Source organism: Micromonospora sp. CNZ296, from assembly GCF_007827635.1.
In genome coordinates this window covers 125,600-138,288 of sequence record NZ_VISW01000012.1, presented here as the reverse complement: position 1 = coordinate 138,288, position 12,689 = coordinate 125,600, and the positions used below count along the sequence as shown (strand labels likewise).

Here is a 12,689-nt window from a genome sequence, read left to right as displayed (position 1 = left end):
TGAGAGGGTCGGACAAGGGGGAAGACAAAGCCCGTTCCCGCCGGTACGGTCCATCGAGCCGCGAACGGCGTACGGGTGCCGCAGCGGGTCGGGGGGCGTCGGCGAAGCCGACGGGGAGGACGGTCGAGCATGACAGGCGGGTACGGAACCGGCGACGACGTGCCGGGGCACGGCGGCGGCGACACGGCAGCCGACCGGCCGGGGCCGCTGCCGCCGCGCTTCGCCCCGCCCGCCGGTTCGGCCCCGGTGCCGGGATCGTTCCCCGGTGGATCCGAGTGGGCCGGCACCCCCGGCTACCCGGCGCGGGCCGCCGTCCAGCCGCCCGCCGGCTACCCGGGTCTCCCGGACCCGGCCGGCACGCCGCAGCCGACGCCCTACGCGGCCCCGTCCGGCGTCGCGACCCCGCCCGCCACGGCCCAGCCGGGCCAGCCGTCCTACGGCACCACGCCGTCCGAGCCGGGCCGGTCGTCCTACGGCTCCGCACCTGGCCAGCCGTCCTACGGCTCCGCGCCGGCCCAGCCGTCCTACGGCTCCGCGCCGGCCCAGCCGTCGTCCTTCGGCGCCGTACCGGCACAGACCTCCCGGTCCGCCGCCCCGGCGTACCCGGGCCAGCCGGCCGCGTCACCGGCGTATCCGGGCCAGCCGGTCTCCGCGTCACCGTCCTATCCGGGCGGGCCGGGCTCGTCGTCGTACCCGGACCGGGCGCCCGCCGCACCGTCGTATCCGGGCCCGTCCGGCAGCGGCCCGTCGTACCCCGGCCAGCCGGTGTCCGCGCCCGCCTACCCGGGGCAGCCGGTGTCGGCGCCGTCCCAGCCCGGTTCCGCGTACCCCGGTCAGGCGGCCCTCGTCGGCGGCCCGGCCGGCTTCGGCGCGCAGCCGGCGCGGCGCAGCCGGGTGGCGGTGGTGGCGCTGGCCCTTGCCGCCGTGCTGACGGTGGTCACCGGCGTGCAGGCGTACCAGATCTACCGGCTCGACGACCGGCTCGCCGCCGCCGACAAGCGGATGGCCGAGGGGCAGGGCACGGACGCCAGCCGGCTCGACGGCCTGGAGCAGCGCGCCGGCAGCCTGGAGAAGAAGGCCGGCGCGGCCTTCAACCCGGAGGCGGTGGCCAGCGCGGTGCTGCCGAGCGTGTTCCGGGTGCGGGCCGGGCAGTTCACCGGTACGGCGTTCGCCGTCGGCAAGGCCCCGTCCGGCGGCGGCACCACGCTGCTGACGAACTTCCACGTGGTCGAGTCGGTCTTCACCGCGGGTGAGCGCAAGGTGTTCCTGGAGCGCAAGGACCAGCGGTTCGAGGCGACCATCATCGCCACCGACAAGGACAAGGACCTGGCGCAGCTGCAGACCACCGCCAAGTTCACCGGGCTGGTCGCGGCCCGCGACCCGGTGCGGTCGGGCCAGCAGATCATCGTGGTCGGCGCGCCGCTCGGGTTGCAGGACAGCGTCACCACGGGCGTGGTCAGCGCGTTCCGCGAGGACGAGCGCGGCGGCGGCCCGGTGATCCAGTTCGACGCGCCGATCAACCCGGGCAACTCCGGCGGTCCGGTGATCAACGGCTCGAAGGAGGTCGTCGGCATCGCCACGGCCAAGGCCCGCAACGCCGAGGGCATCGGGCTCGCGGTGCCGATCAAGACCGCCTGCGACCGGTTCCGGCTCTGCTGACCGGTGGCCGCACCGGCCCGGCCGCACCGCATCGACCCCGGCCCATCGGGCCACCCCGCGGGGGACCAGCACATCTGGAGGAACGACATGTCCTACCCACCGGCCGGGGGCGACAACCCGCCCCCGGCGCCGGGGGGCACGGTCTACGGCAACCCGTACGGCAGCCGGCCCGCGCCCCAGCAGTACGACCCGAACCAGCCAGCGCCGACGCTGCACCAGCCCACCGTGTCCGACGGCGCCCCCGGGTACGGCGGATACCAGCCCGCCACGCCGGGACAGCCGGGATACGCGCCCGGCGCCGCCCCGGTGCCCCCGCCGGCGCAGCCGATGTCGGCGCCGCCGGTCTCCGTCCCGCCGGTCTCCGCCCCCGGCTACGCGCAGCCGATGTCGGTCCCGCCCGCGTCGGCTCCGCCGGTGTCCGGCCCCGGCTTCGGGCCGCCGCCGATGTCCGGGCCGCCCGGCCCGTACGGCCCGGTGGGTGCCCCGCCGGCCACCGGCGGCGGCAGGAAGTGGGCGGCGCTGGTGCTCGGCCTCGTCGCCGCGCTGCTGTTCGTCTTCGGCGGCGTGATGACGTTCCTGTACGTCTCCACGAACGGCGAGCTGGACAAGTCCCGGCAGACGGTCAGCCAGCGGGACGGCACGATCTCGGCGAACCAGCAGGAGATGGAGAAGCTCAAGGGTGAGCTGAAGGCGGTCCAGGAGCGGCTGTCGGACACCCAGCAGGACCTGACCGGCACCAAGAACGACCGGGACGAGCAGGCCCGGCAGAAGAAGGTCATCGCGAACTGCCTGGACAAGCTGACCACGGCCATGGCGGCGGCGTCGCGCGGCGACCGGGCCGCCTTCGAGGCGGCCAGCAAGGGCCTGGACAAGATCTGCGACGAGGCCGAGAACTACCTCTGACCGGCGTCCACCGAAGGCCGTCCCGGTTCGTCCGGGGCGGCCTTTCGCGTGTCCCCGGGCGGGGTGCGGTCAGGCGGCGCCGGCGGAGCGGCGGGTGGGCAGCGCGGTGACGCCGGGCGGCGGCAGGCCGGCCGTGGAGGCCAGCAGCGTGCACCAGCCGAGCAGGTGCGGGCCCAGGTCGGCGCGCAGCGGCGTCCAGGAGGCGCGGATCTCGATGTCACCGGCGGCGGGCGGCCCGGCCAGCTCGCCGAAGCGGGTGGAGAGCGTCTGGGTGACTGTGCCGCCGATCGCCCGGTGCCCGGCGCCCTGCGCGTCGAGCGCGTCGGTCAGCCAGGTCCAGCCGACACCGGGCAGCAGCGGATCGCTGGCCAGGTCGACCTCCAGCTCGGCGGTGACGTACGTGACCAGCCGCAGCGTGCCCTGCCACGCCTCGTGCCCGGCCGGGTCGTGCAGCAGGATCAGCCGGCCGGTGGCCACCTCGTCGTCGTCGCGCATCACGGCGGCGGAGAGCGCGAACGCGTACGGGGCCAGCCGCTGCGGCGCGCCGACCTCCTCCAGGATGATCTCCGGTCGGGGTGTGGCCGATCGCAGCCCCGCGACCGCGCGGGCGAACGTTTCCGGGAGCGCGATCGGGGGGGCCATGCGGGCAGCCTATGCCGCGCTCACCGCGCGGCGCGCGACGGCGCGCCGGGTGATCGACGGTTAAGAAGGGGCCCTTCCGCTACCGGAGGCGTTAAGCGGGGGCCCTTCCTTCTACGTCACAAATGCGGACGGTGAACGCGGGCGCGCACCGGGGGCGTGGCACGATTGCCGCGATGACCACCGACACCACGGGCACTGCCGCCCGAGACGGAGAACCCCGCCGCGGCGGGCCGGCCGACTCGCCCTTCGTCCGCGCCTGCCGGCGCGAGCCGGGCCCGCACACCCCGGTCTGGTTCATGCGCCAGGCCGGCCGGTCGCTGCCGGAGTACCGGGAGATCCGGGCCAACGTGCCGATGCTGGAGTCCTGCCGCCGGCCCGACCTGGTCACCGAGATCACGCTCCAGCCGGTGCGCCGGCACGGCGTGGACGCGGCGATCCTGTTCAGCGACATCGTGGTGCCGGTCGCCGCGGCCGGCATCGACCTGGACATCGTGCCCGGCACCGGCCCGGTGGTGGCCGAGCCGGTCCGTACCGCCGCCGACGTCGAGCGGATCACCCCGATCGGCCGCGACGATGTGTCGTACGTGGACGAGGCGGTCCGCCGGCTCGTCGTCGAGCTGGGCGACACCCCGCTGATCGGCTTCGCCGGCGCCCCGTTCACGCTCGCCAGCTACCTGGTCGAGGGCGGCCCGTCGCGTACGCACGCCAAGACCAAGGCGCTGATGTACGGCGACCCGGAGCTGTGGCACGCGCTGTGCGCGCGGCTGGCCGAGGTGACGCTGGCGTTCCTCCAGGTGCAGATCGACGCCGGGGTCTCCGCGGTGCAGCTGTTCGACTCGTGGGCCGGCGCGCTCTCCGAGGCGGACTACCGCCGCTTCGTGTTGCCGCACTCGACGTACGTGCTGGGCGGCCTCGCCGACGCCGGTGTGCCGCGGATCCACTTCGGGGTGGGCACCGGCGAGCTGCTCGGCGCGATGGGCGAGGCCGGCGCCGACGTGGTGGGCGTGGACTGGCGGACGCCGCTCGACGTCGCCACCGGCCGGATCGGGCCGGACAAGGCGGTGCAGGGCAACCTCGACCCGACGGTGCTGCTCGCCGGATGGCCGGTGGTGGAGACCGAGGTGCGGCGCATCGTCGAGCAGGGCCGGGCCGCTCCCGGCCACGTGTTCAACCTCGGTCACGGCGTCCTGCCGGAGACCGACCCCGAGGTGCTGACCCGGGTGGTCGCGCTGGTGCACGAGCTGACCGCGCGACCGGAGCGCTAGGAGGAGACAGTGGTGCGACCGTGGCGGGTGGCGATCGTCGGTGGCGGGATCACCGGGCTGGCCGCCGCCGTCCGGTTGCGCGACCGGGCGCCCGAGGGCACCGAGATCACCGTGTACGAGCAGTCCGGCCGCCTCGGCGGCAAGCTGCACACCGGTGAGCTGGCCGGCGGCCCGGTCGAGTTCGGCGCGGAGTCGTTCCTGATGCGCGACCCGGCCGGTGGCGAGTCGGCGGCGGTGACGCTGGCCCGCCGCCTCGGACTGGACGCGTCGATCGTGCACCCGACCGTCGGGCAGGCGGCCCTGCTCGTCGACGGCACGTTGCGCCAGGTCCCGGGCGGGACGCTCGTCGGCGTACCCGGGGATCTGGACAAGGTGGCGGCGGTCGCGCCGCCGGCCGCGGACGCCGACCGCGACGCGGGCCACCCGCTGCTGGCCGACGGTGAGGACACCTCGGTCGGTGAGCTGGTCCGCAAGCGTCTCGGAGACGCGGTGGTGGAGCGGCTGGTCGACCCGATGCTCGGCGGCGTGTACGCCGGCCGGGCCGACGACCTGTCGCTCGTCACCACGATGCCGGCGCTGGCCCGCGCGGCACGCGCCGAGCACACGCTGGTCGGTGCGGTACGCGCCGCGCAGGCCGCCGCGCCGCGCGCGCCCGGCGCACCGGTCTTCGGCACGCTCGCCGGTGGGCTGAGCACGCTGGTCGAGGCGGCGGCGACGGCGAGCGGGGCGACGATCCGCCGGGGCGCCGCGGTACGCGAGTTGCGCCGCACCCCGGACGGCTGGCGGCTCACAGTCGGGCCGACCCGCGACGCCGAGCACGTCGAGGCGGACGCGGTGCTGCTCGCGGTGCCGGCCCGCCCGGCCGCCCGGCTGCTCGCCGCCGCCGCGCCCGAGGCGGCCGGCACGGTGGGCGCGCTCGACTACGCGAGCGTCGCCCTGATCACCCTGGCGCTGCCGGGGCCGGCCCTGCCGGAGCTGTCCGGCTTCCTGGTCCCGGCCGGTGAGGGGCTGACGATCAAGGCGTCCACGTTCTTCACCACCAAGTGGGGGCACCTGCGGCGGCCGGACGGGCTGGCGCTGGTGCGCGCCTCGGTGGGCCGGTACGGCGACGAGGCGTCGCTGCAGCTCACCGACGACGACCTGGCCGACACGGTGCACCGGGAGCTGTCGGCGGTGCTCGGCGCGCCGCTGCCGGTGCCGGTGGCCCGGCACGTGCAGCGGTGGGGTGGCGCGCTGCCCCAGTACACGCCCGGGCACACCGCCCGGGTGGCGGCGGTCCGGACGGCGCTGCGCGCCGCCCACCCGACGCTTGCAGTGGCCGGGGCCGGTTACGACGGCGTCGGCATCCCGGTGTGCGTCCGCTCCGGCGAGACGGCGGCCGAAGAGATCATCACGGCACTGGAAGGATCGGCAGCATGACCGAGCAGACCAACGCGGCGCGGCTGCGCGAGCTCAACGAGACCATCCGCTACACGATGTGGTCGGTGTACCGGGCCACCAGCCCGCTGCCGTCGCTGCGGGAGAACGTCGTCGACGAGGTCGAGTCGCTCTTCACCGAGCTGGCCGGCAAGGACGTCACGATCCGCGGCACGTACGACGTGGCCGGGCTGCGCGCCGACGCCGACCTGATGATCTGGTGGCACTCGTCGTCCAGCGACGCGCTCCAGGACGCGTACCTGCGGTTCCGCCGGACCACGCTGGGCCGGGCGCTCACCCCGGTCTGGTCGCAGATGGCGCTGCACCGCCCGGCCGAGTTCAACAAGAGCCACATCCCGGCGTTCCTGAACGACGAGGAGCCCCGCGCCTACCTGTGCGTCTACCCGTTCGTGCGCTCGTACGAGTGGTACCTGCTGCCCGACGCCGAGCGGCGCGAGCTGCTGGCCGAGCACGGCAAGATGGCCCGGGGCTACCCGGACGTGCGGGCCAACACGGTCGCCTCGTTCGCGCTCGGCGACTACGAGTGGATGCTGGCGTTCGAGGCCGACGAGCTGCACCGGATCGTGGACCTGATGCGTGACCTGCGCGCCTCCGGCGCCCGCCGGCACGTACGGGAGGAGATCCCGTTCTACACCGGCCGCCGCCGCTCGGTCGCCGACATCGTCAACTGCCTGGTGTGAAAGGAAGGGCACCTTCTTAACGCCTGCGGTAGAGGAAGGGGCCCTGCTTAACACCGCGACGGTGTCGAGCAGGGCCCCAACCGGGACGGCGGTCGTCAGGAGGTCGTCGTGCAGGACACGATGCTGGGCACCGGGTTCGTCGCACCGGCCGAGCCGGTGAAGCCGAACGAGGTGCTCGCACCCGGCGCGAGCGAGCCGTTGTAGGCCACGTTGCGTGCCGTGACGAGCGTTCCGCTCGTTGTCACAGTGGCGTTCCACGCCGAGTTGACCTGCTGGCCGTTCTGGTAGTTCCAGCTCACCGACCAGCCGCGGATCGGCGAACCGCTGCCGTTCGTCACCTTCACGTCGGCCTGGAAACCGCCACCCCACGAACCGGTGATCGCGTACGTCGCGGTGCAGCCACCGGCCGGGCTCGGCGTGGTCGGCGGCGGGCTGGTGGGCGGCGTGCTCGTCGGCGGGGTGCTGGTGGGCGGCGTGCTGGTCGGCGGGGTGGTCGGGCCGGACCCGCCGAAGTCCACGTCGCTGCACAGGTAGTAGGACTGATCCAGGTGGCTGGCCTGCCAGATCGTGTAGACGACGTGCCGGCCGGTGCGGCCCGGGGCGTTCGCCGGGATCTGGATGGACACGCCGTCCACCTCACGTGTCCACTGGCTGGCCGGCGTGTTGCCGATCTGGCCGACCAGTTCCAGGTCGCTCCAGCGCAACGGCGAGGTGAGCGCGTTGTAGCCCTGCTTGGTCACGTACACCCGGATGTAGTCGGCACCGTGGCTGGCCTGGTCGAAGAACTTGACCCGGAAGTTGTTGGTCACCGGCACGGTCTTCCAGGCGCCGACCGTGTCGAGCGCGTTGTACCGGCCGCTCTGGGTGCGGCCGCCGCTGCAGAGCTGCCCGTCCGGGATGGCGCCCTGGTGGTTGCCGGCCACGCCCTCGCGGAACAGGCCGTTCCAGTTCCACATGGCGTTCGGGTCGGCCTGCCACGCCTGCCAGCACATCGGATCCTGGGTGGCCATGGCCGGGTTCTGGAAGTCACCGCCCCAACGCTGCCAGCAGCTGTAGCTGCGCAACGCCGGGTCGACCACCGACCCGTGCGCCGAGGCCGGGCCGGAGAACGCGGTGGTGAGCAGCGCCGCGACGACCGCGCAGACGCCGAGGATCGCCGCCGCGAGCGGTAGCGGGCGGCGGTACGGAGTGGACATGGAAAGCCTCCGGGAAGGGTGTCGGTGCACGACGCCCGGACTCGGGAGTTGCCCTCTCCCGCGTGGCGGCTCCGCCCGCACGCTGCCACAGAAAGCGACAAACGTCAATGAGTTGGGTCGCGGCGCATCGGAGTGTGCGGGATGCCGTCCTCGACGTAGCCGGGGCCGCTGACCTCGAAGCCGAGCCCTTCGTAGAAGCCGACCAGATGCGTCTGCGCGTCGAGCACGCACGGCCGGTCACCCACCACGGCGAGCGCCTCGGTCATCAGCGCGCCGGCCAGGCCCGCGCCGCGGGCCACCGGCGCCACCACGACCCGCCCGATCCGTGCCACGCCGCCGGGGTCGGCCAGGATCCGCAGGTACGCGACCACGGCGTCGTCGCGGCTCAGCCACAGGTGGCGGGTGCCGGGTTCGACGTCCCGGCCGTCCAGTTCCGGGTACGGGCAGGACTGCTCGACCACGAACACGTCGATGCGCAGCCGGAGCAGGTCGTGGAAGGTGCTGGTGTCCAGGTCGGCGAAGCTTGCCAGGTGGGACTCGACGGGCATCGGCCCAGGGTAGGCGGCGCGTCTCCGCCCGGTCGTGCTCCCCCTGGCGCGGCACGTCGGCTCGGCGCGCCGGGCCGGCGCGGTCCCGGTGTGCCGGCTCAACGCGCGGCGGTTCGGCGTGGCCGGGCCGGCGCTGCTCAGCCCTTCGACGTGCGCAGCCCGGTGGCGGTGGCGGTGACGGCGCGCTCGAACCAGGTGCCGGTGTCGGCCGCCGAGCGGGTCCAGACCGCGACGCACTGGGTCACCCGGCCGTGGTGCAGGCAGCCGTAGCGGTGCGGGAAACGCGTGCCGTCGGACACGGTCATGGTCGCCGACACCACCCGGCCCGGCACGCCCAGCCCGGCGGGCAGGTCCCCCGCGGTGTGCCCGGTGGTCACCTGGCCCTCCTCCTCGTCGCGCTCGCACGCCTCCAGCAGGCCGAAGACCTGCCGTACCGCGTCCGCGGCCGTCGGCTCGTCCGGGTAGACCACCGTCTCCTGGGCGATCTCGACGAACTCGCCGGCCGGGGTTTCCTCCGGCGTGACGAAGACCCGGGTGGACACCACGAGCCGCCGGTCGAGCAGGGGCAGCGGACGACCGCAGGCGACACCGTCGGAGTCGAGCCGCTCGCTGGCGTGCTCGGGTTCTTCGGCCAGGCCGGCCAGGCTGCCGGTCGCGGCGTACCGGTCGCGCAGCGCCGCGGCGGCCCCGCCGTCGGTGGGCGAGGGCGCGACGAACGCCGGATCGGGGGCGGTCGCGGCGCCGGGCTCGGTGGCGGGGGAGCAGCCCGCGAGGACGGCGACGAGTGCCGCCGCGATGATCAACCGTCGGGTCACGGAGGGATGTTAGTCAGAGATCGACTCGGACGGTGTCCCGGAGCGCGGCCCGCCCGCGTGCGTGGCCGCCGCGCGTCAGGCGGGGCGGGCGCCGACCGCGTCGCGTACCTCGGCGCCCTGCTCGCCCTCGACGGCGCGGGCGCAGTGGGCGCAGCAGAAGAAGCGGCCGGAGACCTCGACGCCGTGCCCGACGATCTTGATCTGGCAGTGCTCGCAGATCGGCGCCATCTTGTGCACCGCGCACTCGAAGCAGTCGAACGTGTGCCGCGACCCGTCGACGGTGCGCACCTCGAACGCCATCCAGTAGTCGTTGCCGCAAACCTCGCAGGCAGCCATGCGAAACCCCCCGAAAACGGACCTGTCATCCGAGAGTCGCGCAGACGACACCTTCGAGCAACCGGAACCGGCGAACCTGATCCGGCCCCACGGCGAGTCGCTCCCGGCGTGTCGCGCGTTGACTGCTGTGACCGCCGAAAATCCCCGGAGGATTCGTGATCAAGCGCAACAAGCTCTTCGGCAACCAGACCCGGGTGACGTTCTCGCTGCCCCGGGACACCCCGGCCGGCACGGTGAGCGTGGTCGGCTGCTTCAACGGCTGGGAGCCCGGCCGGCACGAGCTGGTGCCGCGCCGTGACGGCACGCGTACCGTGACGGTCCGGCTGAAGCCGGGGGAGTACCGCTTCCGCTACCTCGCCACCGGCGGGGTGTGGCTGGACGACGAGGCCGCCGACCAGGTGGACGAGGCCGGCGGCCTGCTGCGGCTGTGACGCCGCCGTCAGCCGGCGCTGGGCTCCAGCCGCACCGAGATCGAGTTGACGCAGTGCCGGGTGTCCTTCGGGGTGAAGCCCTCACCCTCGAAGACGTGCCCGAGGTGGCTGTCGCAGCGCGCGCAGCGGATCTCCACGCGCCGCATGCCGAGCGTGTTGTCCGGGATCTCCTTGACCGCGCCCGGGATGGCGTCGTCGAAGCTCGGCCAGCCGCAGTGCGAGTCGAACTTGTCCTGGCTGCGGAACAGTTCCAGCCCGCAGGCCCGGCAGTGGTAGACGCCGGGGGTCTTGGTGTCGACGTACTCACCGGTCCAGGGCGCCTCGGTGCCGGCCTCGCGGAGCACCCGGAACTCCTCGGGGCTCAGCCGGACGCGCCATTCGTCCTCGGTACGGGGCAGTTCGTTGTCGGAAAGACTCACCGTTCCACGGTACGTCGGGTGTCGGTGGCATCGCATATGGTCGCGTGATGGCGGGCAAGGGTGCGGTCGAGGAGATCGAGGTAGCCGGGCACACGGTGCGGCTGAGCAGCCCCGATCGGGTGATCTTCCCGCAGCGCGGCTTCACCAAGGCCGACGTCTTCCGCTACTACCTGGCCGTCGGCGACGGGATCATGCGCGCCCTGCGCGACCGGCCCACCACGCTCCAGCGCTTCCCCGACGGCATCGAGGGGGAGATGTTCTTCCAGAAGCGGGTGCCGCAGCGGGGCGTGCCCCCATGGGTCAGCACCGCGCGGATCGCCTTCCCCAGCGGCCGCCCGGCCGACGAGCTGTGCCCGGCCGACCTGGCGCACGTGGCCTGGGCGGCGCAGATGGGCACCGTGGTGTTCCACCCGTGGCCGGTGCGCGCCGCCGACACCGACCGCCCCGACGAGCTGCGCGTCGACCTCGACCCGCAGCCCGGCACCGACTTCGCCGACGCGGTGACCGCCGCCGGTGAGCTGCGCGGTCTGCTCGACGAGCTGGGCGTGCCCGGCTGGCCGAAGACCTCCGGCGGCCGGGGCGTGCACGTCTACCTGCGCATCCAGCCGCGCTGGACGTTCGTGGAGGTACGCCGCGCCACCATCGCGCTGGCCCGGGAGCTGGAACGCCGTCGCCCCGAGCTGGTCACCACCGCCTGGTGGAAGGAGGAGCGCGGCGAGCGCGTCTTCGTCGACTTCAACCAGATGGCGCGGGACCGCACCATCGCCTGCGCGTACTCGCTGCGCGCCAACGCCCGCGCCACCGTCTCCACCCCCGTCGGCTGGGACGAGCTGCCCGAGGTCGACCCGGACGACTTCCACCTGGGCACGGTGCCGGCCCGATTCGCCGAGCGCGGCGACCCGCACGCCGGCATCGACGACGCCCCGTGGGACATCACGCCGCTGCTGGAGTGGGCCGAGCGGGACGCCGCCGACGGCCTGGGCGACATGCCCTACCCGCCGGAATACCCGAAGATGCCCGGCGAGCCCAAGCGGGTCCAGCCGTCGAAGGACCGCGACCGCCCGCGCCCCTGACGCGGTCCCTGGTCCGGTCTCGTTTTCGGCGAGTGGAACGTCATGGGTGTCTCCGAGGCCCTGAGACACCCGTGACGTTCCACTCGACCGCGGAGTGGGCGCGGCGTGGGGTGGCGCGGCGTGCGCCGCGTTCGGGTGACCACGGCTCAGGCGGGAGCGGTGAGCATGCTTCGCACGGTGGCCACGATGTGCCGGGGGCGGCGGTAGAGGTCGGTGGCGGTGTAGACCCGCATGCGCCAGCCGTGCTCGGCCAGCCAGTTGAGCCGTGATCGATCGTGGTGCAGCCGGCCGGGGTCGAGGTGGGATCCGCCGTCGTACTCCAAGCCGATCCGCCGGTCGCGATAGCCCAGGTCGAGGCGGTAGATCGGGATCCCGTCCCGGTCGGGAACCCACAGCTGCGGCTCCGGAGGCGGCAGCCCGCCGTCGATCAGCAACAGACGCAACTGGCTCTCCTGGCGGCACTCCGGGCGCGGGTCGGCGAGCGCGATCAGTTCCCCCGCCTGCCGTACTCCCCGCAGGCCGGCGTGCCACGCCACCTCGGTGAGCAGGTCCTCGCGGCGGCAGGCGCCGACACGGAGGCACAGGTCGAGCACCGGCAGCGCGTCCGCCCGCCGGATCACCCGGGCCAGATCCACGGCGCAGCGGGCGGCGGGCGCGCAGGGGATGCCGGCGATCTCCACCGCGTCCGGCACCGGCAGCACCGTCTGATGCGTCGCCACGCCCCGGATCCGCCGGGCACTCACACCGGGCGGCACGATCACGTGCACCCGGTCGCCGGGCACCGCCCCGAACCGGTGCAGTCGCGCGCCGGTGTGGAATCCCGCGACGGTTCCCGGCGGCAGTCGCCGGAACAGCGCGCGCAACCGGCTCGTCTCGTCGTCGGTGCAGCCGTAGACACCCCGGGACAGCCGGCCCAGCAGTCCCGCCCCCACCTGGTGCCGTACCGCCCCGCGGCTCATCCCGCCCGCCAGCAACTCCCCGTACCGCCACACCCGCCCACCTTCCCGCCCGCCGCCCGCAAAGTCCGCCCCTGTGGACAGCCGTCCCCTCCGCGCCGGTGCTCCCCGTCGATCTTGGAGTTGTGGTCGTTCCCAAAAGCCACATAGAGCGCATTCGAGGTGCCACAACTCCAAGATCGACGGGGACGGGCGGCGGCGGGGCGGCGGCGGGGCGGCGGCGGGGTGGGGAAGGGGGCCGGGGGGACCGATAACGATCATGTAACGGGCGCGAACCTTTTGGTGGGCGTCACTGCTCTCTCTCGGCATCGGCCCGCCGGGGCCAGGAG

General features: G+C 74.1%; 14 protein-coding genes. 7 read left to right on the top strand and 7 right to left on the bottom strand.

Annotated elements, in window-relative coordinates; all coding sequences use genetic code 11:
* Positions 1–129 precede the first annotated feature (129 nt).
* Together FB455_RS20730 and FB455_RS20725 are read left to right on the top strand one after the other, a co-directional pair.
* A complete protein-coding gene (locus FB455_RS20730; RefSeq protein ID WP_145754634.1) occupies positions 130–1,659 on the top strand; it encodes a trypsin-like peptidase domain-containing protein in 1,530 nt (509 codons plus the stop codon).
* 87 nt (positions 1,660–1,746) lie between these two features.
* Positions 1,747–2,562, top strand: a complete 816-nt coding sequence (locus FB455_RS20725; protein WP_013284818.1) for a hypothetical protein — start codon at positions 1,747–1,749, stop codon at positions 2,560–2,562.
* Between the two features lie 69 nt (positions 2,563–2,631).
* Here FB455_RS20725 and FB455_RS20720 read toward each other — a convergent pair whose 3' ends face one another.
* Entirely contained in the window at positions 2,632–3,204 is a 573-nt protein-coding gene (locus FB455_RS20720; RefSeq protein WP_013284819.1) for a DUF3000 domain-containing protein, read from the bottom strand.
* Positions 3,205–3,377: 173 nt separating this feature from the next.
* On the opposite strand from FB455_RS20720, the gene hemE reads away from it, so the two are divergent.
* The 3 genes from hemE to hemQ are packed head-to-tail and all read left to right on the top strand — an operon-like array spanning position 3,378 to position 6,586.
* The gene (gene hemE / locus FB455_RS20715; protein WP_030274526.1) at positions 3,378–4,469 is read left to right on the top strand and encodes a uroporphyrinogen decarboxylase; all 1,092 of its coding nucleotides are present in this window, start codon (positions 3,378–3,380) and stop codon (positions 4,467–4,469) included.
* Positions 4,470–4,478: 9 nt separating this feature from the next.
* Positions 4,479–5,888, top strand: coding sequence for a protoporphyrinogen oxidase (hemG, locus tag FB455_RS20710; protein ID WP_145754632.1), 1,410 nt, complete (start codon positions 4,479–4,481; stop codon positions 5,886–5,888).
* Complete coding sequence (gene hemQ / locus FB455_RS20705; RefSeq protein ID WP_013474527.1) at positions 5,885–6,586, top strand: hydrogen peroxide-dependent heme synthase; 702 nt, start codon at positions 5,885–5,887, stop codon at positions 6,584–6,586. Before hemG ends, hemQ begins: the two co-directional genes overlap by 4 nt.
* Before the next feature lie 95 nt (positions 6,587–6,681).
* Here the strand turns inward: hemQ and FB455_RS20700 are convergent, their stop codons facing one another.
* The 4 genes from FB455_RS20700 to FB455_RS20685 all read right to left on the bottom strand — a co-directional run bounded on the left by FB455_RS20700 (position 6,682) and on the right by FB455_RS20685 (position 9,481).
* A complete protein-coding gene (locus FB455_RS20700; RefSeq protein WP_145754630.1) occupies positions 6,682–7,782 on the bottom strand; it encodes a lytic polysaccharide monooxygenase in 1,101 nt (366 codons plus the stop codon).
* A gap of 104 nt (positions 7,783–7,886) precedes the next feature.
* On the bottom strand, positions 7,887–8,330 hold the full coding sequence (locus FB455_RS20695) for a GNAT family N-acetyltransferase (RefSeq protein WP_145754628.1): 444 nt from the start codon (positions 8,328–8,330) through the stop codon (positions 7,887–7,889).
* A 137-nt stretch (positions 8,331–8,467) separates the two neighbouring features.
* Positions 8,468–9,145, bottom strand: a complete 678-nt coding sequence (locus FB455_RS20690; protein ID WP_145754625.1) for a hypothetical protein — start codon at positions 9,143–9,145, stop codon at positions 8,468–8,470.
* A 75-nt stretch (positions 9,146–9,220) separates the two neighbouring features.
* Complete coding sequence (locus tag FB455_RS20685) at positions 9,221–9,481, bottom strand: hypothetical protein (RefSeq protein ID WP_013284826.1); 261 nt, start codon at positions 9,479–9,481, stop codon at positions 9,221–9,223.
* Positions 9,482–9,636: 155 nt separating this feature from the next.
* Here FB455_RS20685 and FB455_RS20680 point away from each other — a divergent pair, with 155 nt between their 5' ends.
* Positions 9,637–9,912, top strand: a complete 276-nt coding sequence (locus FB455_RS20680) for an isoamylase early set domain-containing protein (protein WP_013284827.1) — start codon at positions 9,637–9,639, stop codon at positions 9,910–9,912.
* An 8-nt stretch (positions 9,913–9,920) separates the two neighbouring features.
* Here FB455_RS20680 and msrB read toward each other — a convergent pair whose 3' ends face one another.
* Positions 9,921–10,331: a peptide-methionine (R)-S-oxide reductase MsrB gene (gene msrB / locus FB455_RS20675; protein WP_013284828.1), complete on the bottom strand. Its 411-nt coding sequence runs from the start codon at positions 10,329–10,331 to the stop codon at positions 9,921–9,923.
* Positions 10,332–10,378: 47 nt separating this feature from the next.
* Here msrB and ligD point away from each other — a divergent pair, with 47 nt between their 5' ends.
* Complete coding sequence (gene ligD, locus FB455_RS20670; RefSeq protein WP_030274519.1) at positions 10,379–11,404, top strand: non-homologous end-joining DNA ligase; 1,026 nt, start codon at positions 10,379–10,381, stop codon at positions 11,402–11,404.
* Positions 11,405–11,550: 146 nt separating this feature from the next.
* On the opposite strand, the gene FB455_RS20665 is transcribed toward ligD, so the two are convergent.
* Complete coding sequence (locus tag FB455_RS20665; protein ID WP_030274517.1) at positions 11,551–12,396, bottom strand: endonuclease domain-containing protein; 846 nt, start codon at positions 12,394–12,396, stop codon at positions 11,551–11,553.
* Positions 12,397–12,689: the final 293 nt, after the last annotated feature.

Bases quoted from the DNA above. Each gene is read 5' to 3' on its own strand.
- FB455_RS20720 (WP_013284819.1), bottom strand. From the start codon at position 3,204: ATGGCCCCCCCGATCGCGCTCCCGGAAACGTTCGCCCGCGCGGTCGCG.
- FB455_RS20725 (WP_013284818.1), top strand. From the start codon at position 1,747: ATGTCCTACCCACCGGCCGGGGGCGACAACCCGCCCCCGGCGCCGGGG.
- hemE (WP_030274526.1), top strand. From the start codon at position 3,378: ATGACCACCGACACCACGGGCACTGCCGCCCGAGACGGAGAACCCCGC.
- FB455_RS20695 (WP_145754628.1), bottom strand. From the start codon at position 8,330: ATGCCCGTCGAGTCCCACCTGGCAAGCTTCGCCGACCTGGACACCAGC.
- FB455_RS20730 (WP_145754634.1), top strand. From the start codon at position 130: ATGACAGGCGGGTACGGAACCGGCGACGACGTGCCGGGGCACGGCGGC.
- FB455_RS20685 (WP_013284826.1), bottom strand. From the start codon at position 9,481: ATGGCTGCCTGCGAGGTTTGCGGCAACGACTACTGGATGGCGTTCGAG.
- FB455_RS20700 (WP_145754630.1), bottom strand. From the start codon at position 7,782: ATGTCCACTCCGTACCGCCGCCCGCTACCGCTCGCGGCGGCGATCCTC.
- ligD (WP_030274519.1), top strand. From the start codon at position 10,379: ATGGCGGGCAAGGGTGCGGTCGAGGAGATCGAGGTAGCCGGGCACACG.
- hemQ (WP_013474527.1), top strand. From the start codon at position 5,885: ATGACCGAGCAGACCAACGCGGCGCGGCTGCGCGAGCTCAACGAGACC.